Source organism: Sphaerisporangium dianthi, from assembly GCF_042654065.1.
In the GTDB taxonomy this organism is placed as follows: Bacteria; Actinomycetota; Actinomycetes; order Streptosporangiales; family Streptosporangiaceae; genus Sphaerisporangium; species Sphaerisporangium dianthi.
Genome location: NZ_JBHSFP010000028.1, coordinates 99,939 through 124,261 on the forward strand (window position 1 = coordinate 99,939; position 24,323 = coordinate 124,261).

At 66.8% G+C, this 24,323-nt stretch carries 33 protein-coding genes; all 33 read right to left on the reverse strand.

The features are described from left to right. Positions 1 to 47: 47 nt before the first annotated feature. On the reverse strand, positions 48 to 161 hold the full coding sequence (gene rpmJ, locus ACFO60_RS30695) for a 50S ribosomal protein L36 (protein ID WP_003956441.1): 114 nt from the start codon (positions 159 to 161) through the stop codon (positions 48 to 50). 114 nt (positions 162 to 275) lie between these two features. Beyond that, on the reverse strand, positions 276 to 497 hold the full coding sequence (gene infA, locus ACFO60_RS30700) for a translation initiation factor IF-1 (protein WP_012887858.1): 222 nt from the start codon (positions 495 to 497) through the stop codon (positions 276 to 278). 502 nt (positions 498 to 999) lie between these two features. Next, entirely contained in the window at positions 1,000 to 1,467 is a 468-nt protein-coding gene (locus ACFO60_RS30705) for a hypothetical protein (RefSeq protein ID WP_380847185.1), read from the reverse strand. A 185-nt stretch (positions 1,468 to 1,652) separates the two neighbouring features. Continuing rightward, the gene (locus ACFO60_RS30710) at positions 1,653 to 2,081 is read right to left on the reverse strand and encodes a DUF1707 SHOCT-like domain-containing protein (RefSeq protein ID WP_380847188.1); all 429 of its coding nucleotides are present in this window, start codon (positions 2,079 to 2,081) and stop codon (positions 1,653 to 1,655) included. Between the two features lie 62 nt (positions 2,082 to 2,143). Beyond that, positions 2,144 to 2,983 (reverse strand): type I methionyl aminopeptidase, encoded by an 840-nt coding sequence (gene map, locus ACFO60_RS30715; RefSeq protein ID WP_380847191.1) that lies wholly within the window; start codon positions 2,981 to 2,983, stop codon positions 2,144 to 2,146. Positions 2,984 to 3,116: 133 nt separating this feature from the next. After that, complete coding sequence (locus tag ACFO60_RS30720) at positions 3,117 to 3,770, reverse strand: adenylate kinase (protein ID WP_380847194.1); 654 nt, start codon at positions 3,768 to 3,770, stop codon at positions 3,117 to 3,119. Next, positions 3,770 to 5,077: a preprotein translocase subunit SecY gene (gene secY, locus ACFO60_RS30725; RefSeq protein ID WP_380847197.1), complete on the reverse strand. Its 1,308-nt coding sequence runs from the start codon at positions 5,075 to 5,077 to the stop codon at positions 3,770 to 3,772. Before secY ends, ACFO60_RS30720 begins: the two co-directional genes overlap by 1 nt. 166 nt (positions 5,078 to 5,243) lie before the next feature. Then, positions 5,244 to 5,717 carry a 50S ribosomal protein L15 gene (rplO, locus tag ACFO60_RS30730; RefSeq protein ID WP_380847200.1) on the reverse strand — a complete coding sequence of 158 codons (474 nt, stop codon included), beginning with the start codon at positions 5,715 to 5,717 and terminating at the stop codon, positions 5,244 to 5,246. 2 nt (positions 5,718 to 5,719) lie between these two features. Further along, positions 5,720 to 5,902 (reverse strand): 50S ribosomal protein L30, encoded by a 183-nt coding sequence (gene rpmD, locus ACFO60_RS30735; RefSeq protein WP_030451484.1) that lies wholly within the window; start codon positions 5,900 to 5,902, stop codon positions 5,720 to 5,722. A gap of 3 nt (positions 5,903 to 5,905) precedes the next feature. Beyond that, positions 5,906 to 6,538: a 30S ribosomal protein S5 gene (rpsE, locus tag ACFO60_RS30740; RefSeq protein ID WP_347632437.1), complete on the reverse strand. Its 633-nt coding sequence runs from the start codon at positions 6,536 to 6,538 to the stop codon at positions 5,906 to 5,908. A 70-nt stretch (positions 6,539 to 6,608) separates the two neighbouring features. After that, positions 6,609 to 6,989: a 50S ribosomal protein L18 gene (gene rplR, locus ACFO60_RS30745; RefSeq protein ID WP_380847203.1), complete on the reverse strand. Its 381-nt coding sequence runs from the start codon at positions 6,987 to 6,989 to the stop codon at positions 6,609 to 6,611. Positions 6,990 to 6,991: 2 nt separating this feature from the next. After that, positions 6,992 to 7,534, reverse strand: coding sequence for a 50S ribosomal protein L6 (gene rplF, locus ACFO60_RS30750; protein ID WP_380847206.1), 543 nt, complete (start codon positions 7,532 to 7,534; stop codon positions 6,992 to 6,994). Positions 7,535 to 7,551: 17 nt separating this feature from the next. After that, entirely contained in the window at positions 7,552 to 7,950 is a 399-nt protein-coding gene (rpsH, locus tag ACFO60_RS30755) for a 30S ribosomal protein S8 (RefSeq protein ID WP_354837570.1), read from the reverse strand. A 170-nt stretch (positions 7,951 to 8,120) separates the two neighbouring features. Further along, on the reverse strand, positions 8,121 to 8,306 hold the full coding sequence (locus ACFO60_RS30760; protein ID WP_114032742.1) for a type Z 30S ribosomal protein S14: 186 nt from the start codon (positions 8,304 to 8,306) through the stop codon (positions 8,121 to 8,123). Continuing rightward, positions 8,306 to 8,881, reverse strand: coding sequence for a 50S ribosomal protein L5 (rplE, locus tag ACFO60_RS30765; protein WP_380847209.1), 576 nt, complete (start codon positions 8,879 to 8,881; stop codon positions 8,306 to 8,308). The genes ACFO60_RS30760 and rplE overlap by 1 nt, the downstream gene beginning before the upstream one ends. Further along, positions 8,881 to 9,180, reverse strand: a complete 300-nt coding sequence (gene rplX / locus ACFO60_RS30770) for a 50S ribosomal protein L24 (protein ID WP_380847250.1) — start codon at positions 9,178 to 9,180, stop codon at positions 8,881 to 8,883. The genes rplE and rplX overlap by 1 nt, the downstream gene beginning before the upstream one ends. Before the next feature lie 8 nt (positions 9,181 to 9,188). Further along, positions 9,189 to 9,557 carry a 50S ribosomal protein L14 gene (rplN, locus tag ACFO60_RS30775; protein ID WP_189162756.1) on the reverse strand — a complete coding sequence of 123 codons (369 nt, stop codon included), beginning with the start codon at positions 9,555 to 9,557 and terminating at the stop codon, positions 9,189 to 9,191. Positions 9,558 to 9,707: 150 nt separating this feature from the next. Then, positions 9,708 to 9,992 carry a 30S ribosomal protein S17 gene (gene rpsQ, locus ACFO60_RS30780; protein WP_380847212.1) on the reverse strand — a complete coding sequence of 95 codons (285 nt, stop codon included), beginning with the start codon at positions 9,990 to 9,992 and terminating at the stop codon, positions 9,708 to 9,710. Next, the gene (rpmC, locus tag ACFO60_RS30785) at positions 9,985 to 10,221 is read right to left on the reverse strand and encodes a 50S ribosomal protein L29 (protein ID WP_114032840.1); all 237 of its coding nucleotides are present in this window, start codon (positions 10,219 to 10,221) and stop codon (positions 9,985 to 9,987) included. The genes rpsQ and rpmC overlap by 8 nt, the downstream gene beginning before the upstream one ends. Then, positions 10,221 to 10,640: a 50S ribosomal protein L16 gene (rplP, locus tag ACFO60_RS30790; protein ID WP_184608221.1), complete on the reverse strand. Its 420-nt coding sequence runs from the start codon at positions 10,638 to 10,640 to the stop codon at positions 10,221 to 10,223. The genes rpmC and rplP overlap by 1 nt, the downstream gene beginning before the upstream one ends. Before the next feature lie 2 nt (positions 10,641 to 10,642). Next, a complete protein-coding gene (gene rpsC, locus ACFO60_RS30795) occupies positions 10,643 to 11,500 on the reverse strand; it encodes a 30S ribosomal protein S3 (RefSeq protein WP_380847216.1) in 858 nt (285 codons plus the stop codon). Then, positions 11,500 to 11,868, reverse strand: coding sequence for a 50S ribosomal protein L22 (rplV, locus tag ACFO60_RS30800; RefSeq protein ID WP_380847219.1), 369 nt, complete (start codon positions 11,866 to 11,868; stop codon positions 11,500 to 11,502). Before rplV ends, rpsC begins: the two co-directional genes overlap by 1 nt. A 26-nt stretch (positions 11,869 to 11,894) precedes the next feature. Further along, positions 11,895 to 12,173, reverse strand: a complete 279-nt coding sequence (gene rpsS / locus ACFO60_RS30805) for a 30S ribosomal protein S19 (protein ID WP_380847221.1) — start codon at positions 12,171 to 12,173, stop codon at positions 11,895 to 11,897. Between the two features lie 11 nt (positions 12,174 to 12,184). After that, positions 12,185 to 13,021 (reverse strand): 50S ribosomal protein L2, encoded by an 837-nt coding sequence (gene rplB, locus ACFO60_RS30810; protein WP_248964953.1) that lies wholly within the window; start codon positions 13,019 to 13,021, stop codon positions 12,185 to 12,187. A gap of 50 nt (positions 13,022 to 13,071) precedes the next feature. Continuing rightward, positions 13,072 to 13,374, reverse strand: a complete 303-nt coding sequence (gene rplW / locus ACFO60_RS30815) for a 50S ribosomal protein L23 (protein WP_248964952.1) — start codon at positions 13,372 to 13,374, stop codon at positions 13,072 to 13,074. Beyond that, positions 13,374 to 14,024 (reverse strand): 50S ribosomal protein L4, encoded by a 651-nt coding sequence (gene rplD, locus ACFO60_RS30820; RefSeq protein WP_380847224.1) that lies wholly within the window; start codon positions 14,022 to 14,024, stop codon positions 13,374 to 13,376. Before rplD ends, rplW begins: the two co-directional genes overlap by 1 nt. Continuing rightward, a complete protein-coding gene (gene rplC, locus ACFO60_RS30825; protein WP_380847227.1) occupies positions 14,021 to 14,674 on the reverse strand; it encodes a 50S ribosomal protein L3 in 654 nt (217 codons plus the stop codon). Before rplC ends, rplD begins: the two co-directional genes overlap by 4 nt. Positions 14,675 to 14,688: 14 nt before the next feature. Further along, on the reverse strand, positions 14,689 to 14,997 hold the full coding sequence (rpsJ, locus tag ACFO60_RS30830) for a 30S ribosomal protein S10 (protein ID WP_012887830.1): 309 nt from the start codon (positions 14,995 to 14,997) through the stop codon (positions 14,689 to 14,691). Positions 14,998 to 15,266: 269 nt separating this feature from the next. Beyond that, on the reverse strand, positions 15,267 to 16,460 hold the full coding sequence (gene tuf, locus ACFO60_RS30835; RefSeq protein ID WP_358546947.1) for an elongation factor Tu: 1,194 nt from the start codon (positions 16,458 to 16,460) through the stop codon (positions 15,267 to 15,269). A 178-nt stretch (positions 16,461 to 16,638) separates the two neighbouring features. Then, positions 16,639 to 18,687: an elongation factor G gene (fusA, locus tag ACFO60_RS30840; protein ID WP_380847253.1), complete on the reverse strand. Its 2,049-nt coding sequence runs from the start codon at positions 18,685 to 18,687 to the stop codon at positions 16,639 to 16,641. 90 nt (positions 18,688 to 18,777) lie between these two features. Beyond that, a complete protein-coding gene (gene rpsG, locus ACFO60_RS30845) occupies positions 18,778 to 19,248 on the reverse strand; it encodes a 30S ribosomal protein S7 (protein ID WP_380847232.1) in 471 nt (156 codons plus the stop codon). 1 nt (position 19,249) lies between these two features. After that, a complete protein-coding gene (gene rpsL, locus ACFO60_RS30850; RefSeq protein ID WP_061253213.1) occupies positions 19,250 to 19,624 on the reverse strand; it encodes a 30S ribosomal protein S12 in 375 nt (124 codons plus the stop codon). 658 nt (positions 19,625 to 20,282) lie between these two features. Then, positions 20,283 to 24,158 (reverse strand): DNA-directed RNA polymerase subunit beta', encoded by a 3,876-nt coding sequence (locus ACFO60_RS30855; protein ID WP_380847235.1) that lies wholly within the window; start codon positions 24,156 to 24,158, stop codon positions 20,283 to 20,285. Positions 24,159 to 24,323: the final 165 nt, after the last annotated feature.

Consider the following 24,323-nt stretch of genomic DNA (forward strand, 5'->3'; position numbering starts at 1 on the left):
CCGCCCGTCCCCCTTGAGGGGGGCCGGCCGTCCCGCACGGGCCGCGATCAGCCCTGGCGCTGCTTGTGGCGCAGGTTGTCGCAGATCACCATGACGCGACCGTGCCGGCGGATCACCTTGCACTTGTCGCAGATCTTCTTGACGCTCGGCTTGACCTTCATAGTCCCTGTCGTTCCTCAGACGGCCCGCCCGCCGGCCCTGCCCGGTAGTCCCGCCTCACGCCGTGCGGAGCGCACGACCAGGCGGATCCTCCTCGCAGCCGGGACGGGGGGGGCTTACTTGTATCGGTAGACGATCCGCCCACGACTGAGGTCGTAGGGGCTCAGTTCAACGACCACCCTGTCGTCGGGGAGGATCCGGATGTAGTGCATCCGCATCCGTCCACTGATGTGGGCCAGGACCTTATGGCCGTTGTCGAGTTGCACCCGGAACATCGCGTTCGGGAGCGACTCAACCACAGTGCCCTCGATCTCGATGGCGCCGTCCTTCTTGGCCATGTCCCTCGCGTTTCACTGATCGGTCGTCTGAGGTATCGGCACACTAAGCAGCCGCGACCTAGAGCGCGCATGAGAGAGCGGCGATAGCTGACCGCCGACGCGCAATGGTCATAGTGAGCCGACAAAGGAGTGTACGACAACCGGCGAGGAATTGCGAAACGCCTGGCGCTTGTCCGGACACAACCGACCACTAGCGTACCTCAGATGGGTGGGATGGGAAGAGGACGCGCCCACCCGGCCGCACGGTACCGCCGATACCGGGCCAGGGTGGGCGCGTGATCATGGCGGGCCGGGGGTGGGCTCGCAAAAGCTCACCTACCCGGCGACACCCCGGAAAACTGCCACCAGCGGTAAAGCCTGCGTCCAATGCCCGTGAACAGGCCAATGGCCCTGAACGCGGGAAGAGCGGGCGCTCCCCCAGGAGCGCCCGCTCTGTTGTTCCCCCCGCCTCCGGTCCCCCTCACTGAGACCGGAAGGTCTGATCACCGTGAGAGGAGACCGATCAGAAGCTGCCGTACCGGTGCCAGCCGCTCCAGTCGTAGTCACGGGTGGAACCCTCGCCCACGCGGAACCGGAAGCCGTCGACACCGCGGTTGAAGTCGATCCGGTGGTCGAAGTGGCCGAAGGTGCGGTAACGCTTGTAGAAGTGCCAGCCGCTGTTGTTGTGGTAGTAGACGTCGAACCACGCGTACTGGCGGTCACGGTCGCGGTCGAACAGGTCGAAGTCGAGGTAGTAGTGGCCGCCCGACCGGCCCCAGAAGCCCTTGGCGTAGGAGCGGTCGTCCCGGTCCTCGCGCCCGCCGAAGCCGGAGAAGAACGGGCCGAAGTTGTGGCGGGACAGAGCCTGGGTGGCCGGGGTGGCGGCGGCCGCGCCGGCCGTCGACGCCGAGGCGGCGGGGGCGGCGGCGATGCCGACGGCCAGAGCACCGGCGAGGGCGGTGCCGACGAGCAGGTTGCGAATCTTTCGCACTGTGTTCCTCCTGTGAGCGAGCGTCCTCGGGATGAGAACGGATTCCCCGTTCCGGTCGAGCTTTCCGTGTGCTGCTCGTTCCGGACATCGCTCACGTTATGGAGGCCGGCCGTTCTGTTCTGCGTACGAATACGCACTGGCCGCCGAGGGTGTACTACTACACAGAACGGACGAAGACGGAGGGCTCAGCCCTTCTTGCCGGAGTCATGCGAACCCGCCCCGAAGATGGTCGCGACCAGCAGGATCGCGCCCCAGGGGCCCGCCACCCACATCGGCCAGAAATATCCGCCGAAGTCGGTGAGGGCGTAGGTCACCGAGCAGATCGCCACCACGGTGGCCCACGCCGTCCAGGACGCCTTGATGTTCTTAGCGGACTGGCCGGTCTGCGGCGCCCGTGCCGGCTCTTGGGCCGCAGGAAGGTTGTGCATGTCGATGTCAGGCAGGTCGGCGGTGAGTTTCTGCAGGTCACCGTAGGTGCGCCCGACATAGACCAGCTCCAGGCGCTCGTTGAACTCCTCCATGGTGAGCCGGCCCTGCGCGCAGTGCTCACGCAGCGCGGCGGCGACCTTGTCCCTGTCGCCGTCGGACGCCCTCATGTCCGGTGTCGCCGCCATCGCCATCCACTCCCGCTCACGTCAGCCAGTGGGCCGTTCCACGAGCGGGTCAAAGGAGTGCGTCACTCCGTCTTGCCGTCGGTACCGGCCTTCTCTCCAAGAAGCTCGCCAAGGCGTGCCTTCCCCCCGTCAAGGGCGGTGAGCACCCAAGGACCATTATCGGTCACGGCGACGCTGTGCTCGAAGTGTGCGGAAGGTTTTCCATCGATGGTCACGACGGTCCAGTCGTCGGCCAGCACGCGGGTGCGGTCGGTGCCCAGGTTCACCATCGGCTCGATCGCGAAGCACATGCCCGTCTCGAAGCGCGGGCCCCGGCCCGGCCGCCCGTGATTGGCCACCCACGGGTCCATGTGCATCTCGGTGCCGATGCCGTGGCCGCCGTACTCCTGAGGGATGCCGTAGCGGCCCTGAGAGCGCACGTAGCGCTCGACCTCGAACCCGATGTCGGACAGGTGCCTGCCGACCGTCAGGGCGGCGATGCCACGCCACATGGCCTCTTCGGTCACCCGCATCAGCTCGGTCAGCTTGGGGTCGATCTCGCCGACGCCCACGGTGATCGCCGAGTCGCCGTGCCAGCCGTCGAGGATGGCGCCGCAGTCGATGGAGATGACGTCGCCCTCGCGCAGAGGACGCCGGTCGCCCGGGATGCCGTGGACGACCTCCTCGTTCACCGAGGCGCAGATCGTCGCGGGATAACCCTGGTAGCCCTTGAACGACGGGATGGCCCCCTCGTCGCGGATCGCCTTCTCGGCGATGGCGTCGAGGTCGAGCGGTGTCATCCCCGGCCGCACGGAGTCGCGCAGGAGTTGGAGTGTGCGTCCCACCACCAGGCCGGCGGACCGCATCTTCTCCAGCTGCTCAGGTGTCTTGACCTGTATTCCGTGCTTGTTCTTCTTGAACACTTACTGGCACCCCCTGGGGTGAATCAACGGACCGCCCTGCATCCCAATTCCCCCGATTGTCCCCTTGATTGTCCCCCGGCAAGCCGGACGCCACCCCTGGGACAGGTCCCAAAGGTGGCGTCGGAGGTGTTCGTCAGTCGGCGAAGCGGCGCAGTTCCGCCATCGCCCGCTGGGTGATCTCTTCGACCGGCCCCGTCGCGTCGACGCCGTGGAGGATGCCCTCATCGGCGTAGAAGGAGATCAGCGGAGCCGTCTGCTGCTGGTAGACCTCCAGGCGATGACGGATGGTCTCTTCGCGGTCGTCGTCGCGCTGGAACAGATCGCCGCCGCAGGCGTCGCAGACGCCGTCCTTGGAGGGAGGGTCGAAGACCACGTGCCACACCTTGCCGCAGGAACGGCAGGTGCGCCGCCCGGCCAGGCGTCGCACGACCTCTTCGTCGTCGACGACGAGCTCCAGCACCACATCGAGATGAGTGCCGAACTCCGCGAGCATCTTGTTCAGGATCTGCGCCTGCGGCACGTTACGCGGGAAGCCGTCGAGCAGGAAACCCTCCTGCGCGTCCGGCTCCCCGAGGCGGTCGCGGACCATGGCGACGGTCACCTCGTCGGGTACGAGGTCGCCACGGTCCATGTACTCCTTGGCAAGCTTGCCGAGTTCCGTGCCGCCCGACACGTTGGCACGGAAGATGTCACCTGTCGAGATCTTCGGGATGGACAGGTTCGATGCGATGAACTGGGCCTGTGTCCCCTTGCCCGCTCCGGGGGGCCCGACCAGGACGACGCGCACTACTTGAGGAAGCCCTCGTAGTTCCGCTGCTGGAGCTGGCTCTCGATCTGCTTAACGGTGTCCAGCCCAACACCAACCATGATCAGAATGCTCGTGCCTCCGAACGGGAAGTTCTGGCTCGCCCCGGCCACCGCGAGCGCGATGATCGGGACCATGGAGATCAACCCCAGATAGAGCGAACCCGGAGCGGTCAGCCGGTTGAGCACGTAGCTCAGGTACTCGGCGGTCGGCCGGCCCGGACGGATGCCTGGGATGAATCCACCGTACTTCTTCATGTTGTCGGCCACCTCAACGGGGTTGAAGGTGATGGACACGTAGAAGTAGGTGAAGAAGATGATCAGCACGAAGAACGTGAGCATGTAGACCGGGTGGTCACCGCGGACGAAGTTCTGCGCGAGCCACTGCACCACCACGCCAGGGTTCTCGGCGTTCCCGAACAGCGAGACGACGAGCTGCGGCAGGTAGAGCAGCGAGGAGGCGAAGATGACCGGGATGATGCCGGCCTGGTTGACCTTCAGCGGGATGTAGGTCGAGGTGCCGCCGTACATGCGGCGGCCCACCATGCGCTTGGCGTACTGCACCGGGATGCGGCGCTGAGCCTGCTCGACGAACACCACGGCCGCGATCATGAACACACCGACGATCATCACCACGACGAAGGTGAAGGCGTTCTGCCGGAAGATGTTCAGCAGCTCCGACGGGAAGACCGCGATGACCTGCGTGAAGATCAGGATCGACATGCCGTTGCCCACGCCGCGGTCGGTGACCAGCTCGCCCAGCCACATGATGACCGAGGTGCCGGCCGTCATGACGACCACCATCGTGACGATGGTGAAGGCGTCGTTGTTCACCAGGAGCGGCTGGCGGCAGTTCGGGAACAGCTGCCCGGTGCGCGCGAGCGCGACGAATGCCGTCGACTGCAGGATCGCCAGGCCGATGGTCAGGTAACGCGTGTACTGCGTGATCTTCGCGGTGCCGGACTGGCCCTCCTTCTTGAGGGCCTCGAGGCGGGGGATCACCACCGTCAAGAGCTGAAGGATGATGCTCGAGGTGATGTACGGCATGATTCCGAGCGCGAACACTGAAAGTTTCAGCAGCGCGCCGCCACTGAACAGCTGCACCATGCCATAGATGTTGGCGGCGTCGCCCGCCTGCGCCTCTTTCAGACACTGCTGCACGTTGACCGTGTTGACGCCCGGGGTCGGCAGCACCGAACCCAGCCGGAACAACACGATGATGCCCAGTGTGAAGAGCAGCTTGTTGCGCAGGTCGGGCGTACGGAACGCCCGGGTAATCGCGGTCAGCACGGTCCCTCCTGCGCGCCCATAAGGCGATATCGGTCAGCGAAGGTCTGAAAGTGATGCATCGGCACGTCTCTGATCAACGAGCCCTGGACAGCCTTTGTCCAGCGCACTCTAACGCACTACGGGCGCGGCGGCTCCCACGGAGCCCCCGCGCCTCGTACTGCCTTGACTACAGCTCGGTGACAGAGCCACCGGCTGCAGCGATCTTCTCCTTCGCGGAGGCGGAGAAAGCGTGCGCCTGCACGTTCAACGCCACCGAGATGTCACCGGTTCCCAGAATCTTGACCGGCTGGTTCTTGCGGACCGCGCCACGCTCGACCAGGGTCTCCACCGTGACGTCGCCGCCCTCGGAGAAGAGCTCGCCCAGCCTGTCCAGGTTGACGACCTGATAGGTCGTCTTGAACAGGGCGTTGGAGAAGCCCTTCCGCTTCGGCAGCCGCCGCTGGAGCGGAACCTGGCCACCCTCGAAACCGAGAGGGACGTTCGTGCGCGACTTGGTGCCCTTGGTGCCACGCCCCGCGGTCTTGCCCTTGGACGCCTCGCCACGGCCCTTGCGGACCTTGGACTTGTTGGCGCCGGGGGCCGGACGCAGGTGGTGAATGCGCAGCGGCGTTCCGCCGCCCGTGTTCTCAGCGTTAGCCATGACTAGTCGACCTCTTCCACCTCGACGAGGTGCGTCACCACGGCGACCATGCCCCGGATCTCCGGGCGGTCCTCCTTGACGACGACATCGCCGATTCGCTTCAGGCCCAGCGAGCGCAGCGAGTCACGCTGGTTCTGCTTGCCACCGATCTTCGACCGGGTCTGGGTGATCTTGAGACGAGCCATCGGCTAGCTCACCGCCTTCGCCGCGGCGGCGGCCTCGGCGATGCCCTCGGCGCGAGCCTTGAGCATGCGCACGGGGGCGACGTGCTCGATCGGCAGTCCACGGCGGGCGGCGATCTCCTCGGGCCTGCTGAGGCCCTTCAGAGCCGCCACGGTGGCGTGGACGATGTTGATCGGGTTGTCCGAGCCGAGCGACTTGGACAGCACGTCGTGGATGCCGGCGCACTCAAGGACGGCGCGCACGGGGCCACCCGCGATGACACCGGTACCCGGCGAGGCCGGGCGCAGCAGGACGACGCCCGCGGCGTCCTCACCCTGCGAGGTGTGCGGGATGGTGCCCTGGATGCGCGGCACCTTGAAGAAGTGCTTCTTGGCCTCTTCGACGCCCTTGGCGATCGCCGCGGGCACTTCCTTGGCCTTGCCGTATCCGACGCCGACCAGGCCGTTGCCGTCACCGACGACAACCAGGGCGGTGAAGCTGAAGCGCCGACCACCCTTGACGACCTTGGCCACTCGGTTGATCTTCACGACGCGCTCGATGTACGAGACGCCCTTCTCGGCGGCGCCACCGCGGCGATCGTCGCGACGGTCACGCCGCTCACCACCGCCGCCGGCGCCGCGACGCGGAGCTGCAGCCATCAGTGGTTCCTCTCCTCGTTGCTCTTGATTGCGATGCCGGCCGGAGACATCAGTTGCGATTCTCGCAGCATCAGAACTCCAGCCCGCCTTCACGGGCGCTGTCCGCGAGAGCCGCGATGCGGCCCGCGTAGCGATTGCCACCGCGGTCGAAGACCACGGCGGTGATCCCGGCGGCCTTGGCCCGCTGAGCGAGGAGCTCGCCGACCTTCTTCGCCTTGTCGGTCTTGGTGCCCTCGGCCGTGCGAAGCGAGGCGTCCAGAGTGGACGCGCTCACCATCGTGTGGCCGGCGAGGTCGTCGACGATCTGCACGAACAGGTGACGCGCGGAGCGGTTGACGACCAGGCGCGGACGGGCCGGAGAGCCCACGACCTTCTTGCGGACACGACGGTGACGACGCGAACGCGACAGCGCGCGCGCGGCCGTGTGCTTGGCAACCTTGGTGAAGGCCATGACTACTTACCAGCCTTTCCGACCTTGCGGCGGATGACTTCGCCCTGGTACCGCACACCCTTGCCCTTGTAGGGGTCAGGCTTGCGCAGCTTGCGGATGTTCGCGGCGACCTCGCCGACCTTCTGCTTGTCGATGCCGTCCACATGGAACAGGGTCGGCCTGTCGACTCGGAAGGAGACACCCTCAGGCGCGTCGACGATCACGGGGTGACTGAAGCCCAGTGAGAACTCCAGCTGCGCCGGGCTCTTGGCCTGGACGCGGTAACCCACGCCGACGATCTCCAGCGTCTTGCTGTATCCCTTGGTCACGCCGTCCACCATGTTGGCGATCAGCGTGCGGGAGAGCCCGTGCAGCGCACGGACCTTCTGCTCGTCGTTGGGGCGGGTGACGGCGATAGCGCCGTCGTCGCCCTTCTCGACCACGATCGGCTCGACGACCGTGTGCGAAAGCGTGCCCTTGGGGCCCTTGACCGTGACATCCCGGCCGTCGATGGTGACGTCGACACCATTCGGTACAGGGATGGGCAGCCGTCCAATTCGCGACATGCTGTGATTCCTCCCCTCTACCAAACGTAGGCGAGGACTTCCCCGCCCACACCACGCTTGCCGGCCTGCTTGTCGGTCATGAGCCCGCCGGACGTCGAGATGATCGCGACGCCCAGCCCGCCCAGGACCCGAGGCAGGTTGTCCTTCTTTGCATAGACCCGCAGACCAGGCTTGGAAACCCGGCGCAGGCCCGCGATAGACCGTTCACGCGTAGGCCCGAACTTGAGCTCCACCACGAGGTTCTTTCCGACCTTGGCGTCTTCGACGGCCCAGGCCTGGATGTAACCCTCCTGCTGGAGGATCTCGGCGATATGCGCCTTGATCTTCGAGTACGGCATGGCCACGGTGTCGTGGTATGCCGAGTTCGCGTTACGCAGACGTGTCAACATGTCTGCGATCGGGTCGGTCATCGTCATGGCCGGTGGCCCTCCTCACCGCGGTTTCCCTGTGACGGGACCTACGGTGTGGTCATGGGCGCCTAGAGCAGCGCCCGGTTGATATGACTTATACGTACGGCTGGCGCCGTGCGGGCCCCTCCCTGAGGGATGTCCCTGGGGAGCCCCTCTAAGAGGAGCCCGCACGCGAACTACCAGCTCGACTTGGTGATGCCGGGCAGCTCGCCCCGGTGCGCCATCTCACGGAAGCACACGCGGCAGAGGCCGAACTTGCGGTAGACGGCGCGGGGCCGGCCACAGCGCGAGCATCGAGTGTACGCCCGCACGCCGAACTTCGGCTTGCGCTCGGCCTTCGCGATCAGAGACTTCTTGGCCATCAGGCCTCCTTGAAGGGGAAGCCGAGGAGCTTCAGCAGCGCCCGGCCCTGGTCGTCGGTCGTGGCCGTGGTCACGACCGTGATGTCCATGCCCCGCTGGCGGTCGACCCGGTCGGGGTCCACCTCGTGGAACATGACCTGCTCGGTCAGACCGAAGGTGTAGTTCCCGTTGCCGTCGAACTGCTTGGGCGACAGCCCGCGGAAGTCCCGGATGCGCGGAAGCGCCAGGGAGAGCAGCCGGTCAAGGAACTCCCACATGCGGTCGCCGCGCAGAGTCACGTGCGCGCCGATCGGCATGCCCTCGCGCAGCTTGAACTGGGCGATGGACTTGCGGGCGTGGGCGACGGCCGGCTTCTGGCCGGTGATGGCGGTGAGATCGCGCACCGCGCCCTCGATGAGCTTGGAGTCACGAGCGGCCTCGCCGACGCCCATGTTCACCTTGATCTTGGTGAGCCTGGGGATCTGCATGGCGTTCTCGATGCCGAACTGCTCGCGCAGCTTGGCGGCGATCTCCTCGTGATAACGCTGCTTGAGGCGAGGCGCGACGCGCTCGGTCTCAGTTGTGGTGGCGGTCATCAGTTGTCCTCACCCGATTCGTCGGCCTTGTCGGCCTTCTTGGCGGGCTTGTCGTCCTTCTTCGCCTCATCCTTGAGCTTCTTCACGTTGCTCACGTGGATGGGGGCCTCCATGGTCTGCACGCCGCCTTCCTTGGCGCCGCGCGGACCCTGGTGGGTGACCTTCGAGTGCTTCTTGATCATGTTGACGCCCTCGATGACCACGCGATCCTCGCGCGGGAGAGCGAGGATCACGCGACCCTTGGCACCCTTGTCCTTACCGGCGATGACCTGGACGAGGTCACCCTTCTTCACATGCAGCTTCGGCATTACAACACCTCCGGCGCGAGCGAGATGATGCGCATGAACTTCTTCTCGCGCAGCTCGCGACCCACCGGACCGAAGATACGCGTGCCCCGAGGGTCACCGCTGTCCTTGATGATGACCGCGGCGTTCTCGTCGAAGCGGATGTAGGAGCCGTCGGGGCGGCGGCGCTCCTTAGTGGTGCGCACCACGACAGCCTTGACCACATCACCCTTTTTGACACCCGCGGCGGGAAGGGCGTCCTTCACCGTCGCGACGATGATGTCGCCGATACCCGCGTAGCGCCGACCCGAGCCACCGAGCACACGGATGCACAAGATCTCCTTGGCACCCGTGTTGTCGGCGACCTTGAGCCGCGACTCCTGCTGGATCACGTCAACTCCCGTGTGTCACGCCGGTTCTCATTCGCTGAGCCTGGCGGAACTAGATTTCGGTCTAATGCACCCTCGTGCCGGCCTGACCGGCGCCGAGGGGGGACGCCCGCGCGGGAGACCCCCTTCCAGAGGGGTCTCCCGCAAGGCGACTTACTTGGCCCGCTCGAGGATCTCCACGACCCGCCACCGCTTGGTGGCGGACAGCGGCCGGGTCTCCATCAGGAGGACGCGGTCGCCGACGCCGCAGGAGTTGGCCTCGTCGTGGGCCTTGTACTTGGTCGTACGGCGGATGACCTTGCCGTACAGCGGGTGCTTGACGCGGTCCTCGACGGCGACGACGACGGTCTTGTCCATCTTGTCGCTGACGACCAGACCCTCACGGGTCTTGCGGTAGTTCCGCGCCTGCTTGTCGGTGGTCTCAGTTGTCTCAGCCATCGCTCGGCTCCTTCTCGACCGTGATGATTCCGAGCTCCCGCTCGCGCATCACGGTGTAGATACGGGCGATCTCGCGGCGGACGGCCCGGAGCCGCCCATGGCTTTCCAACTGACCGGTCGCCGCCTGGAAGCGGAGGTTGAACAGCTCCTCCTTGGCTTCCTTCAGCTTCTGGACCAGTTCATCCTGGTCAGAAGTCCGCAGCTCACCGGCGGTCAGGCCCTTAGCCATCACGCCTCACCCACTTCACGCTTAACAAACCGGCACTTCATCGGGAGCTTGTGCATCGCGCGCCGGAGGGCCTCACGGGCCACCGGCTCGGAGACGCCCGAGAGCTCGAACATGACGCGGCCGGGCTTGACGTTGGCGATCCACCACTCCGGCGAACCCTTACCGGAACCCATGCGGGTCTCGGCCGGCTTCTTCGTCAGGGGACGGTCCGGGTAGATGTTGATCCACACCTTGCCGCCACGGCGGATGTGCCGGGTCATGGCGATACGAGCGGCCTCGATCTGGCGGTTGGTCACGTAGTGGTGCTCAAGCGCCTGGATGCCGAACTCGCCGAACACGACCCTGGTGCCGCCCTTGGCGGCTCCGCTGCGGTCAGGCCGGTGCTGCTTGCGGTGCTTGACCCTGCGAGGGATCAGCATGGTCAGCTCCCTTCAGCACCCGGCTGCTCTGCCGGGCCGGTCTCGGGCGCCCCAGCGGGCGCGGTGCTTTCGGTCCTCGGGCCACGGCCGCCGCCACGGGGGGCGCCGCCGTCACGGCCACGACCGCCGCCACCGCCACCGCCCGCGCCACGGCCGCGCTGCGGCCGGTCGGTGCGGTCGCGACGCTGGCCGCCCGCGCGCGCACCGGCCGCGGCCGCCTCGCGCTCGGCGCGGCTGGTCGGAGCCTCGCCCTTGTAGATCCACACCTTCACGCCGATGCGGCCGAAGGTGGTGCGGGCCTCGTAGAAGCCGTAGTCGATGTCAGCGCGGAGGGTGTGCAGGGGCACGCGGCCCTCGCGGTAGAACTCCGAGCGCGACATCTCGGCGCCGCCGAGACGACCGGAGCACTGGACACGGATGCCCTTGGCGCCGCTCTTCATCGCCGACTGCATGGCCTTGCGCATCGCACGCCGGAACGAGACCCGGCTGGAGAGCTGCTCGGCCACGCCCTGGGCGACGAGCTGGGCGTCGACCTCGGGGTTCTTGACCTCGAGGATGTTCAGCTGGACCTGCTTCTTGGTCAGCTTCTCGAGGTCGCCACGGATGCGGTCCGCCTCGGCGCCGCGGCGTCCGATGACGATGCCGGGCCGGGCGGTGTGGATGTCGACCTGGACGCGGTCGGTGGTGCGCTCGATCTCGACCTTGGAGATGCCGGCCCGCTCCATGCCCTTCTGCAGCATGCGGCGGATCGACACGTCCTCGGCGACGTAGGACTTGTACAGCTTGTCGGCGTACCACCGGCTCTTGAAGTCGGTCGTGATGCCGAGCCGGAACCCGTGCGGGTTAACCTTCTGGCCCACTAGCGGGTCCTTCCCTTCGGCCTGCCCTGACCTTCCGGCCGGGCTTCGACGATCACAGTGATGTGGCTCGTCCGCTTGTTGATCCGATAGGCACGGCCCTGGGCACGGGGACGGAACCTCTTCAGCGTCGGGCCCTCATCGACCCACGCCCGGCTCACGACCAGCGACTCGCGGTCGAGCTTGAAGTTGTGCTCCGCGTTCGCCACAGCGCTCGACAGCACCTTGTAGATCGGCTCGCTCGCCGCCTGGGGGGCGAACTGCAGCACGGCCTGCGCCTCCGAAGCGGGCAGCCCGCGAATGAGGTCCACCACGCGGCGGGCCTTCTGGGGCGTGACGCGGACGAACCGCGCCTGAGCCCTGGCTTCCATCGCTTACTCCTCGTTTCCTAAGGCGCTTACCGCCGGCTACGCCGGTCTTCCTTGACGTGGCTCCGGAAGGTCCGCGTCGGCGCGAACTCACCCAGCTTGTGACCGATCATCGACTCGGTGACGAACACCGGGACGTGCTTGCGCCCGTCGTGGACGGCGATCGTGTGGCCGAGCATGTCGGGCACGATCATGGAGCGCCGCGACCACGTCTTGATGACGTTCTTGGTGCCCTTTTCGTTCTGCGTGTCCACCTTCTTCAAAAGGTGGCCGTCAACGAAAGGACCCTTCTTAAGGCTACGTGGCATTTAGGCTGCTCCTACCGCTTCTTCCTCTTGCTCCGCCGACGGATGATCAGTCGGTCGCTGGCCTTGTTGGCCTGACGAGTACGGCCCTCGGGCTTGCCCTTGGGGTTCACCGGGTGGCGACCGCCGGAGGTCTTGCCCTCACCACCACCGTGCGGGTGGTCGACCGGGTTCATGGCGACACCGCGGACGGTCGGGCGCTTGCCCTTCCAGCGGTTACGGCCGGCCTTGCCGATGTTGATGTTGGCCTGCTCGGCGTTGCCGACCTGACCAACCGAAGCGCGGCAGCGCACGTCCACCTGGCGCATTTCACCGGAGGGCATACGCAGCGTGGCGTACTGCCCTTCCTTGGCCAGCAGCTGGATCTGCGCGCCGGCGGACCGGCCCAGCTTCGCGCCGCCGCCCGGCTTCAGCTCCACGGCGTGGATGAAGGTACCGGTCGGGATGTTGCGAAGCGGCAGGCAGTTGCCCGGCTTGATGTCGGCCGCAGGACCGTTCTCGATGCGGTCGCCCTGCTTGATGCCCGTGGGAGCGAGGATGTAGCGCTTCTCGCCGTCCGCGTAGTGCAGGAGCGCGATGCGCGACGTGCGGTTGGGGTCGTACTCGATGTGAGCGACCTTGGCCGGAACGCCGTCCTTGTCGTGGCGCCGGAAGTCGATGATCCGGTACGCGCGCTTGTGCCCGCCGCCCTGGTGACGCGCGGTCACCCGGCCGTGGACGTTACGACCACCCTTGCTGTGCAGGGGAGCAAGCAGCGACTTCTCCGGCGTGCTGCGCGTGATCTCGGCGAAGTCCGAGACGCTCGCGCCGCGGCGACCCGGAGTCGTCGGCTTGTATTTACGGATGCCCATCTTTTTCGTTCATCCCTTGTCGATGTTGCTTGGCTATGCGGCGGCGGAGATCAGCTGATCTGACCGAAGATGTCGATCCGGTCGCCTTCCACCAGGCTCACGATCGCCCGCTTGGTGCTCGGGCGCTGGCCGTAACCGAACTTCGTCCGCTTACGCTTGCCCTGGCGGTTGATCGTGTTCACGCTGGTGACCTTGACGCCGAAGATCTGCTCTACAGCGATCTTCACCTGCGTCTTGTTGGCCGTCTTGCGCACCAAGAACGTGTACTTGTTGTGCTCATCGATCAGGCCGTAGCTCTTCTCAGAGACGATCGGCTTGATGATGATGTCGCGCGGGTCGGCGATCTTCTGCATCAGGCGTCTTCCTTCCCGCTGCTGCCCAGCCGCGCAACGACCTGGTCGTACGCCTCACGCGTGAAGATCACGTCGTCGTAGCAGAGCACGTCATACGTGTTGAGCTGACCCGCGTCCAGGAGGTGGACCTCCGGCGCGTTCCGCAGGCTCAGCCAGGTGAGCTCGTCGTCCGCGTCGACCACGACGAGGACGCTGCGAGCCTTGGAGATGTTGCGCAGCGCCTCGAGGGCGGCCTTGGTCTTGGGGGTGTCCCCGCTGACCAGGCTGTCCACGATGTGCACGCGGCCGCCGGCCGCCCGGTCGCTGAGGGCTCCGCGCAGGGCGGCGGCCTTCATCTTCTTGGGCGTCTTCTGGCTGTAGTCGCGCGGCTGCGGGCCGTGGACGACGCCACCGCCGGTGAACTGCGGCGCGCGGGTCGAGCCCTGACGGGCCCGGCCGGTGCCCTTCTGGCGGTACGGCTTCTTGCCGCCGCCGCGGACCTCGCCACGGGTCTTCGTCTTGTGAGTGCCCTGCCGGCGCGCGGCCAGCTGGGCGACGACGACCTGGTGGATGAGCGGAATGTTGACCTTGGCGCCGAAGATGTCCTCCGGCAGGTCGACGCTTCCGGTCTTCGCGCCGGCCGCGTCGAGGACGTCAATCGTGGTGCTCACTTGGCAGCCCCCTTCTTGGCAGCGGTGCGAATGAGGACCAGGCTGCCGTTGGCGCCGGGGACCGCACCCTTGACCAGGATGAGGTTCTTCTCGGCGTCCACGGCGTGAACCTTGAGGTTCTGGACGGTGGTCCGGACGTTGCCCATGCGGCCCGCCATGCGCAGGCCCTTGAACACGCGACCGGGGGTGGCGCAGCCACCGATGGAGCCGGGCGAGCGGTGCTTGCGCTGGGTGCCGTGCGAGGCGCTGAGGCCCTTGAAGCCGTGACGCTTCATGACACCCGCGAAGCCCTTGCCCTTGCTCTTGCCGGTCACGTCGATGAACTGGCCGGCCTCGAAGGCGTCGGCCAGTACTTCCTGACCGAGCGTGTACTCGGAGGCGTCGGAGGTCCGGAGCTCGACGAAGTAGCGGCGCGGGGTGATGTCGTGCTTGCGCAGATAGTCACCAAGCGGCTTGTTCACCTTGCGCGGGTCCACCTGCCCGTAGCCGAGCTGAACAGCGGAGTAGCCGTCCTTGTCCTCAGTGCGGACGCGGGTCACCACGCACGGACCGGCCTCGATGACGGTGACCGGAACGATCCGGTTGCCCTCATCGAAGACCTGGGTCATGCCGAGCTTCTTGCCCAGGACGCCCTTGATCTGCTTAGCCATGTCAGTGCGTTCCCTCAGAGCTTGATCGAGATGTCGACGCCGGCCGGAAGGTCGAGACGCATGAGCGAGTCGACGGTCTTCGGCGTCGGATCGATGATGTCAATCAGCCGCTTGTGCGTGCGCATTTCGAAGTGCTCACGGCTGTCCTTGTACTTGTGCGGCGAGCGGATGACGCAGTACACGTTCTTCTCGGTCGGCAACGGCACCGGGCCCGCGACCTTCGCGCCAGTCCGCGTCACCGTCTCGACGATCTTCTTGGCCGAGCTATCGATGACCTCGTGGTCATAGGCCTTAAGCCGGATGCGGATCTTCTGTCCCGCCATAGTGGCCTCGGTGTCCTTCGCTGTCGTCCTGCAGAAGTTTCGTGCGGCCTTTTGCCGCTATGGGTGTCCCACGTGGCTTGCGCCCCATGGCCCCCCTCACCTTCCGTGATCTTGCAGTCATCTCGGTCGCATCGGCCGAGACGGCTGCGAGATCACGGGCCCGGGTGGGCTCGGAGCTCGCCGTGGGCTCCGGGGCCGCGTGAGCGGCCCCTTCGTGGTACGACGGCCGGCCCCGGTATCCCGAGGCCGACCGCCGACCCGCGGTCGTACTACTTGATGATCTTCGTGACTCGACCCGCACCGACGGTGCGGCCACCCTCGCGGATGGCGAACTTGAGACCGTCCTCCATCGCGATGGGCTGGATGAGCTGGACGGTCATCTCGGTGTTGTCACCGGGCATGACCATCTCGGTGCCCTCGGGCAGGGTCACGACGCCCGTCACGTCCGTGGTACGGAAGTAGAACTGCGGGCGGTAGTTGTTGAAGAACGGCGTGTGGCGGCCGCCCTCGTCCTTGGACAGGATGTAGACCTGAGCCTCGAACTCGGTGTGCGGGGTGGTCGTGCCCGGCTTGATGATGCACTGGCCGCGCTCGACGTCCTCGCGCTTGATGCCGCGCAGGAGCAGACCGACGTTGTCGCCGGCCCGGCCCTCGTCAAGGAGCTTGCGGAACATCTCGACACCGGTGACGGTGGTCGTGGTGCTCTTCTCCTTGATGCCGATGATGTCGACGGTCTCGTTGACCTTGACGATGCCGCGCTCGATACGACCGGTCACGACGGTGCCGCGGCCGGTGATCGAGAAGACGTCCTCGATCGGCATGAGGAAGGGCTTGTCGGTGTCACGAACGGGCTCGGGGACGTTGTCGTCCACGGCGTTCATGAGCTCGATGATCGAGTCGCCCCACTTCTCGTCGCCCTCGAGCGCCTTCAGCGCCGAGACGCGAACGACCGGCAGGTCGTCACCCGGGAACTCCTGAGCGGACAGGAGCTCGCGGACCTCGAGCTCGACGAGCTCCAGGATCTCCTCGTCATCCACCATGTCGGCCTTGTTCAGGGCGACGACGATGTAGGGGACGCCGACCTGGCGGGCCAGGAGGACGTGCTCCTTGGTCTGCGGCATCGGGCCGTCGGTGGCGGCGACCACGAGGATCGCGCCGTCCATCTGCGCGGCACCCGTGATCATGTTCTTCACGTAGTCGGCGTGACCGGGGCAGTCCACGTGAGCGTAGTGGCGCTTCTCGGTCTGGTACTCGACGTGGGCGATGGAGATGGTGATGCCGCGGGCCTTCTCCTCGGGCGCCTTGTCGATCTTGTCGAACGGGGTCGCCTCATTGAGGTGAGGGAAACGGTCGTGGAGCACCTTGGTGATCGCCGCGGTCAGAGTGGTCTTGCCGTGGTCGATGTGCCCAATGGTGCCGATGTTCACGTGCGGCTTGGTCCGCTCGAACTTGGCCTTGGCCACTGCTCTGTCTCCTTAGAGATTCTGACGTGACTTGCTAGTCTCACTCGGGCTCGGAGCCCGATCCCCGGGCGGCGGATTCGCTCCGCCGTCCGGGCCGGTCAGGGTCTGGGACCTGTCCCCGATCCTGTGCCGGCGGGGGCGCGATCTCTCGGCGCCCCCGGCCACCAGGTATTCAGGGCTATTCGCCCCGAGCCTTCGCGACGATCTCCTTGGCGATGCCCGGAGGCACCTCCGCGTAGGAGCTGAACTGCATGCTGTAGACAGCCCGGCCCTGGGTCTTGCTGCGCAGGTCACCCACGTAGCCGAACATCTCTGACAGCGGGACAAGGGCGTTGATGACCTTCGCCCCGGTCCGGTCTTCCATCGCCTGGATCTGCCCGCGACGGCCGTTCAGGTCGCCGATGACATCACCCATGTAGTCCTCGGGCGTGGTGACCTCGACGGCCATCATCGGCTCCAGGATTACGGCGTCCGCACGGCGCGCGGCCTCCTTGAAGGCCATCGAACCGGCGATCTTGAAGGCCATTTCGGACGAGTCGACCTCGTGGTAGGTACCGTCCTGGAGGGTGACCTTGACACCCACCATCGGGTACCCGGCCAGCACGCCGAACTCGGCGGCCTCCTGGGCGCCCGCGTCCACCGACGGGATGTACTCCCGGGGGATGCGGCCGCCGCTGACCTTGTTCGAGAACTCGTACCCGTCGTTGCCCTCGCCCAGCGGCTCGAGGTCGATGATCACGCGCGCGAACTGGCCGGAACCACCGGTCTGCTTCTTGTGCGTGTACTCGACCTTCTCCACCTTGCGGCGGATGGTCTCGCGGTAGGCGACCTGCGGGCGGCCGACGTTCGCCTCGACCTTGAACTCGCGGCGCATCCGGTCGACGAGGATCTCCAGGTGGAGCTCGCCCATACCCCAGATGACCGTCTGCCCGGTCTCTTCGTCGCGGCGCACCTGGAAGGAGGGGTCCTCCTCGGCCAGGCGCTGGATCGCCGTGCTGAGCTTCTCCTGGTCGCCCTTGGTCTTGGGCTCGATGGCCACGTTGATGACCGGGGCGGGGAAGTTCATCGACTCGAGCACGACCGGGTGGGCCGGGTCGCTGAGGGTGTCACCGGTGGTGGTGTCCTTCAGGCCCATGACCGCCACGATCGCGCCGGCGGCGGCCGACGAGCGCTCTTCGCGCTTGTTGGCGTGCATCTGGTAGATCTTGCCGATGCGCTCTTTCTTGCCCTTCACCGAGTTGACGACCGACGTACCGGTCTCGAGCGTGCCCGAGTAGATCCGGATGTAGGTCAGCTTGCCCAGGTGCTGGTCGCTCATGATCTTGAACGCCAGGGCGGAGAACGGCTCGGTCGGGTCGGCGTGACGCTCGACGACCTTCTCCTCGTCGCCGACCGCGTGCCCCTTGAAGGCGGGGATGTCGATCGGCGCCGGGAGGTAGGCGACGATCGCGTCGAGCAGGGGCTGCACGCCCTTGTTCTTGAACGCGGTGCCGCACAGGACCGGGTTGAGCGCGCTGGCCAGCGTGGCGCGGCGGATCGCCGCGACGAGCTGCTCCTCGGTCGGCTCGGTGCCTTCGAGGTAGAGCTCCATGAGCTGGTCGTCGTTCTCGGCGACCGTCTCGATGAGCTTGTCACGCCACTCGCGGGCCGTCTCGGCGTGGTCGGCCGGGATGTCGACGGTGTCGTACATCTCGCCCTTGGCCGCTTCGGCGCTCCAGATCAGGCCCTTCATCTTCACCAGGTCGATGACGCCCTTGAAGTCGGCCTCGACGCCCCAGGGAAGCTGGATGACCAACGGGGTCGCGCCGAGGCGCGACACGATCATGTCGACGCAGCGGTGGAACTCAGCGCCGACGCGGTCCATCTTGTTGACGAAGCAGATGCGGGGAACGCCGTAGCGGTCGGCCTGCCTCCACACCGTCTCGGACTGGGGCTCGACGCCGGCCACGGCGTCGAAGACCGCCACAGCACCGTCGAGGACGCGCAGCGAACGCTCCACCTCGACGGTGAAGTCGACGTGGCCGGGCGTGTCGATGATGTTGATCGTGTGATCAAGCCAAGTACAGGTGGTCGCGGCGGAGGTGATCGTGATGCCGCGCTCCTGCTCCTGCTCCATCCAGTCCATCGTGGCAGCGCCCTCGTGGACTTCACCGATCTTGTAGTTGATACCGGTGTAGAACAGGATGCGCTCGGTCGTGGTGGTCTTGCCCGCGTCGATGTGGGCCATGATCCCGATGTTGCGGACCCTGGCCAGGTCAAGAGCGGTCGTTGTCGCCACTTCTCTCGCGTCCTCGTCGTCTCGTCGTCGCCGCTGGGATTACCAGCGGTAGTGGGCGAAGGCCTTGTTGGACTCGGCCATCTTGTGCGTGTCCTCGCGCCGCTTCACGCTTGCGCCAAGGCCATTGCTGGCGTCGAGCAGCTCGTTCATCAGCCGCTCGGTCATGGTCTTCTCGCGGCGGGCGCGGGAGTACTGCACCAGCCAGCGGAGCGCCAGGGTGGTGCTGCGCGCGGCGCGCACCTCGACCGGCACCTGGTAGGTGGCGCCACCGACGCGGCGGCTGCGCACCTCAAGGGTGGGCTTGACGTTGTCGAGAGCGCGCTTGAGGGTGACGACCGGGTCGTTGCCCGACTTCTCCCTGCAGCCCTCGAGGGCGTCGTAGACGATCGTCTGAGCGAGCGACCGCTTGCCGTTCAGAAGAACCTTGTTGATGAGCGCGGTGACCAGCGGTGAGTTGAACACCGGGTCTGCGACAAGCTGTCGGCGCCCAGCGGGACCCTTGCGCGGCATGTCAGCTCTTCTCCTTCTTCGCGCCGTAACGGCTGCGGGCCTGCTTGCGGTTGCGGACGCCCTGGGTGTCCAGCGAACCGCGGATGATCTTGTAGCGAACACCCGGCAGGTCCTTCACACGACCGCCACGCACGAGCACGATGGAGTGCTCCTGAAGGTTGTGACCGACACCAGGGATGTAGGCCGTCACCTCGATGCCGTTGGTCAGCCGGACACGCGCCACCTTGCGGAGGGCGGAGTTCGGCTTCTTCGGGGTCGTCGTATACACGCGCGTGCAGACGCCGCGCCGCTGGGGGCTCCCCTTGAGCGCCGGAGTCTTGGTCTTACTGACCTTGTCCTGGCGGCCCTTGCGGACCAGCTGCTGAATCGTGGGCACCGCGTCTCCGTTCGTGCTTGGCCGGTGATTCGAAAAGTCGTGCGTTTCGCAGGCTCTGCCGGTGTCATGACCTGCTGTTTTTCCCTCAGCTCCGACCCACGCGTTCGGGCGTGTCGCGATCTTTGCCGCAATGCGCCCGGCGATGACCGGCGACCGATGGAGGAGATCACGCGACGTCCGGCCGCCCCCGTAAGGGCCTCGGAGCGCACGCATGTGAGCCCATGAAGCCACGGGCACGAAGGGCAAGACTACCCAGCCCATCGCAACACGTCAAAACGGCTGCGCCGAGCCGCCTGTGCGTGCGGTCTCAGTTCGTGTCGTGGTCCCGCGGCCGGTTTCCCCCCGGCCGCTATAAGGCACCAGACAAGTTTACGCCAACCGCGGACTCGTCTCGACGATTTCCCCGTGTTGCCCCTCGCCCCTCCCCCAGGAGCCGCCGCGCGCGGCTTCGGGAGCCGTCCTGCGGGGGCGCGAGGCCGCACTGGGGGGGCAGGGGTCCGCCGTGTCCCCGGGCGCCGCCTCGGCCGCGCACGGGAACCGGGGACACGGCGAAGCGTGTCCGGGGGCGGAAGACGGCGAAGGGCGCCCGCCCCCTGCCGGGGACGGGCGCCCTCATGCGCCTGCCGTGACGCGGGGCCGGCGTCGCCGGCCGCCGCCGTCAGCGGTTGTACTGACCGAAGTCGTACTCCTCCAGCGGGACGGCCTCGCCGCTGCCGGTGCCGAAGGTGTAGTCGGTCGCCGAGCCGTCGTAGCCGCCGACGGTGTACATCGCCGCCTTGGCCTCCTCGGTCGGCTCGACCCGGATGTTGCGGTACTGGGACATGCCCGTACCGGCCGGGATGAGCTTACCGATGATGACGTTCTCCTTCAGACCGAGCAGGCTGTCGGACTTGGCGTGGATGGCCGCGTCCGTGAGCACCCGCGTGGTCTCCTGGAAGGACGCCGCCGACAGCCACGACTCGGTGGCCAGCGACGCCTTGGTGATGCCCATGAGCACCGGACGGCCGGAGGCGGGGGTGCCGCCCTCGGCGACGACCTCGCGGTTGACCATCTCGAAGCGCGGCCGCTCGACGAGTTCGCCGGGCAGCAGATCGGTGTCACCCGACTCGAGCACGTTCACGCGCTTGAGCATCTGCCGCACGATGATCTCGATGTGCTTGTCGTGGATCGACACACCCTGCGAGCGGTACACCTGCTGGACCTCGGCCACCAGGTGCAGCTGCACGGCCCGGGGGCCGAGGATGCGCAGCACCTCGTTGGGGTTGACCGCACCGGCGATGAGCTGCTGGCCCACCGACACGCGCTGGCCGTCGCCGACCAGCAGACGCGACCGCATGGACACCGGGTAGGCGATCTCGTCGGACCCGTCGTCCGGCGTGATCACGATCTTGCGGGTCTTGTCGGTCTCGTCGATGCGCGCCCGGCCCTCGGCCTCGCTGATCGGGGCGACACCCTTGGGGACGCGCGCCTCGAACAGCTCCTGGACACGGGGCAGACCGTGGGTGATGTCCGCGCCCGCCACACCACCGGTGTGGAAGGTGCGCATCGTCAGCTGGGTGCCCGGCTCGCCGATCGACTGGGCGGCGATGATGCCGACCGCCTCGCCGACGTCCACCAGCTTGCCGGTCGCCAGGGAGCGGCCGTAGCAGGTGGCGCAGACGCCGATCTTGGCCTCGCACACCAGCGCGCTGCGCGTGCGGACCGTCTCGATGCCGGCCTCGACCAGCGCGGTGACGATGGCGTCGTTGATGTCGGCGCCGGCCGTCGCGACGACCTTGCCGTCCACCTCGACGTCCTCGGCCAGGATGCGGCCGTGCACGTTGCTCTCGGCGTTCTCGGCCTTGACGAGGCCGCCTGCCGAGTCGCGGTCGGCGACGTGCAGCGGGACTCCGCGGTCGGTGCCGCAGTCGATCTCGCGGACGATGACGTCCTGCGCGACGTCCACCAGACGACGGGTCAGGTAACCCGAGTCGGCGGTGCGCAGGGCGGTGTCGGCCAGACCCTTCCGCTGTCCGTGGGTGGAGATGAAGTACTCCAGCACCGACAGGCCCTCGCGGAAGGAGGACTTGATCGGCCGCGGGATCGTCTCACCCTTGGTGTTGGACACCAGGCCGCGGATGCCCGCGATCTGGCGCACCTGCATCTTGTTGCCTCGGGCGCCGGAGTTGACCATCATCCAGACGGAGTTGGTCGCCGGGAAGGCGTTCACCATGTCGGTCTCGACGTCCGCCGTGGCGTGCGTCCAGATCTCGATGAGCTCCTGACGGCGCTCTTCGTCGGTGATCAGGCCGCGCTCGTACTCGCGCTGGACCTTGTCGGCCCTGCGCTCGTAGGACTCCATGATGGCGGCCTTGTTCGGCGGCGCGACGACGTCGTCGATGGAGATCGTGACGCCGGAGCGGGTCGCCCAGTGGAAGCCCGCGTCCTTGAGCGCGTCCAGTGCGGCCGCGACCTCGACCTTCGGGTACTTCTCCGCCAGCTCGTTGACGATCGCCGAGAGCTGCTTCTTGCCGATCTGGGAGTTCACGAACGGGTAGTTGTCGGGCAGCGTCTGGTTGAACAGGGCGCGGCCCAGCGTGGTCTCCAGGCGGTAGGCCTCGCCGGCCTCCCAGCCCTCGGGAGCCGACCAGCCCCGCGGCGGCGGGACGTCCTTGACCCGGACCTGGATCTTGGACTGGATGTCCAGCTCGCGGCGGTCGAAGGCCATCAGGGCCTCGGACACCGAGCCGAAGATGCGGCCCTCGCCCTCGGCGCCGTCGCGCTGGGTGGTCAGCCAGTACAGACCGATGATCATGTCCTGGGTGGGCATGGTCACCGGCTTGCCGTCGGCCGGCTTGAGGATGTTGTTGGTCGAGAGCATCAGGATGCGAGCCTCGGCCTGGGCCTCCGCCGACAGGGGCAGGTGGACCGCCATCTGGTCGCCGTCGAAGTCGGCGTTGAAGGCGGTGCAGACCAGCGGGTGGATCTGGATGGCCTTGCCCTCGACCAGCTGCGGCTCGAAGGCCTGGATGCCGAGGCGGTGCAGGGTCGGCGCGCGGTTGAGCAGCACCGGGTGCTCGGTGATGACCTCTTCGAGCACGTCCCACACGACGGGCCTGGCCCGCTCGACCATGCGCTTGGCCGACTTGATGTTCTGCGCGTGGTTCAGGTCGACCAGGCGCTTCATCACGAACGGCTTGAACAGCTCGAGCGCCATCTGCTTGGGCAGGCCGCACTGGTGCAGCTTGAGCTGCGGGCCGACGACGATGACCGAACGGCCGGAGTAGTCGACGCGCTTGCCGAGCAGGTTCTGCCGGAAACGGCCCTGCTTGCCCTTGAGCATGTCCGACAGCGACTTCAGCGGGCGGTTGCCCGGCCCGGTGACCGGACGGCCGCGGCGGCCGTTGTCGAACAGCGCGTCGACGGCCTCCTGGAGCATCCGCTTCTCGTTGTTGACGATGATCTCGGGCGCGCCGAGGTCGAGCAGTCGCTTGAGGCGGTTGTTCCGGTTGATGACCCGGCGGTACAGGTCGTTGAGGTCGGAGGTCGCGAACCGGCCACCGTCGAGCTGCACCATCGGGCGCAGGTCCGGCGGGATGACCGGGATGCAGTCGAGCACCATGCCGTTGGGCGAGTTGCGGGTGGTGAGGAACGCCGAGACGACCTTGAGCCGCTTGAGCGCGCGAGCCTTCTTCTGACCCTTGCCGCTGCGGATGGTCTCGCGCAGCGACTCGGCCTCGGCGGCCAGGTCGAAGTTGTTCAGCCGCTCCTGGATGGCCTGGGCGCCCATGCCGCCGCGGAAGTAGCGGCCGAAGCGGTCGCGCATCTCGCGGTAGAGCAGCTCGTCGCCCTCGAGGTCCTGGACCTTGAGGTTCTTGAAGCGGCTCCAGACCTCCTCGAGGCGGTCGAGCTCGCGCTGGGTGCGGTCGCGCAGCTGGCGCATCTCGCGGTCGGCGCCCTCGCGGACCTTGCGGCGCACGTCGCCCTTGGCGCCCGAGGCCTCCAGCTCGCCCAGGTCGGTCTCGAGCTTCTTCTGGCGGGCCTCGATGTCGGCGTCACGGCGCTGCTCGATGTGCTGCCGCTCGACGGAGATCTTGGCTTCCAGCGAGGGCAGGTCACGGGCACGCATGTCGGTGTCGACATACGTGATCATGTAGGCCGCGAAGTAGATGACCTTCTCGAGGTCCTTCGGAGCCAGATCGAGCAGGTAACCGAGGCGCGACGGGACGCCCTTGAAGTACCAGATGTGGGTGACCGGCGCGGCCAGCTCGATGTGGCCCATCCGCTCACGGCGCACCTTGGCGCGGGTGACCTCTACGCCACAGCGCTCACAGATGATGCCCTTGAAGCGGACGCGCTTGTACTTGCCGCAGTAGCACTCCCAGTCGCGGGTCGGACCGAAGATCTTCTCGCAGAAGAGTCCGTCCTTCTCGGGCTTGAGGGTGCGGTAGTTGATGGTCTCGGGCTTCTTGACCTCGCCGTGCGACCACTGCCGGATATCGTCGGCCGTGGCGAGGCCGATGCGGAGCTCGTCGAAGAAGTTGACGTCGAGCACTTGTTATCCCCTCGCTTGAAAATCAGACCTCTTCGACACTGCTCGGCTCACGCCGGGACAGGTCGATGCCGAGCTCCTCCGCCGCGCGGAAGACGTCCTCGTCGGTGTCGCGCATCTCGATGGACATGCCGTCGCTGGAGAGCACCTCGACGTTGAGGCACAGCG

What these genes read in the sequence shown, in the direction of transcription:
- rpmJ (WP_003956441.1), bottom strand. Translation starts at nt 161, where the DNA reads ATGAAGGTCAAGCCGAGCGTCAAGAAGATCTGCGACAAGTGCAAGGTG.
- infA (WP_012887858.1), bottom strand. Translation starts at nt 497, where the DNA reads ATGGCCAAGAAGGACGGCGCCATCGAGATCGAGGGCACTGTGGTTGAG.
- ACFO60_RS30710 (WP_380847188.1), bottom strand. Translation starts at nt 2,081, where the DNA reads ATGGCGGCGACACCGGACATGAGGGCGTCCGACGGCGACAGGGACAAG.
- rplO (WP_380847200.1), bottom strand. Translation starts at nt 5,717, where the DNA reads ATGGCTAACGCTGAGAACACGGGCGGCGGAACGCCGCTGCGCATTCAC.
- rpmD (WP_030451484.1), bottom strand. Translation starts at nt 5,902, where the DNA reads ATGGCTCGTCTCAAGATCACCCAGACCCGGTCGAAGATCGGTGGCAAG.
- rpsE (WP_347632437.1), bottom strand. Translation starts at nt 6,538, where the DNA reads ATGGCTGCAGCTCCGCGTCGCGGCGCCGGCGGCGGTGGTGAGCGGCGT.
- rplR (WP_380847203.1), bottom strand. Translation starts at nt 6,989, where the DNA reads ATGGCCTTCACCAAGGTTGCCAAGCACACGGCCGCGCGCGCGCTGTCG.
- rplF (WP_380847206.1), bottom strand. Translation starts at nt 7,534, where the DNA reads ATGTCGCGAATTGGACGGCTGCCCATCCCTGTACCGAATGGTGTCGAC.
- rpsH (WP_354837570.1), bottom strand. Translation starts at nt 7,950, where the DNA reads ATGACGATGACCGACCCGATCGCAGACATGTTGACACGTCTGCGTAAC.
- ACFO60_RS30760 (WP_114032742.1), bottom strand. Translation starts at nt 8,306, where the DNA reads ATGGCCAAGAAGTCTCTGATCGCGAAGGCCGAGCGCAAGCCGAAGTTC.
- rplE (WP_380847209.1), bottom strand. Translation starts at nt 8,881, where the DNA reads ATGACCGCCACCACAACTGAGACCGAGCGCGTCGCGCCTCGCCTCAAG.
- rpsQ (WP_380847212.1), bottom strand. Translation starts at nt 9,992, where the DNA reads ATGGCTGAGACAACTGAGACCACCGACAAGCAGGCGCGGAACTACCGC.
- rpmC (WP_114032840.1), bottom strand. Translation starts at nt 10,221, where the DNA reads ATGGCTAAGGGCCTGACCGCCGGTGAGCTGCGGACTTCTGACCAGGAT.
- rplP (WP_184608221.1), bottom strand. Translation starts at nt 10,640, where the DNA reads ATGCTGATCCCTCGCAGGGTCAAGCACCGCAAGCAGCACCGGCCTGAC.
- rplV (WP_380847219.1), bottom strand. Translation starts at nt 11,868, where the DNA reads ATGGAAGCCAGGGCTCAGGCGCGGTTCGTCCGCGTCACGCCCCAGAAG.
- rpsS (WP_380847221.1), bottom strand. Translation starts at nt 12,173, where the DNA reads ATGCCACGTAGCCTTAAGAAGGGTCCTTTCGTTGACGGCCACCTTTTG.
- rplB (WP_248964953.1), bottom strand. Translation starts at nt 13,021, where the DNA reads ATGGGCATCCGTAAATACAAGCCGACGACTCCGGGTCGCCGCGGCGCG.
- rplW (WP_248964952.1), bottom strand. Translation starts at nt 13,374, where the DNA reads ATGCAGAAGATCGCCGACCCGCGCGACATCATCATCAAGCCGATCGTC.
- rplC (WP_380847227.1), bottom strand. Translation starts at nt 14,674, where the DNA reads ATGGCTAAGCAGATCAAGGGCGTCCTGGGCAAGAAGCTCGGCATGACC.
- rpsJ (WP_012887830.1), bottom strand. Translation starts at nt 14,997, where the DNA reads ATGGCGGGACAGAAGATCCGCATCCGGCTTAAGGCCTATGACCACGAG.
- fusA (WP_380847253.1), bottom strand. Translation starts at nt 18,687, where the DNA reads ATGGCCCACATCGACGCGGGCAAGACCACCACGACCGAGCGCATCCTG.
- rpsG (WP_380847232.1), bottom strand. Translation starts at nt 19,248, where the DNA reads ATGCCGCGCAAGGGTCCCGCTGGGCGCCGACAGCTTGTCGCAGACCCG.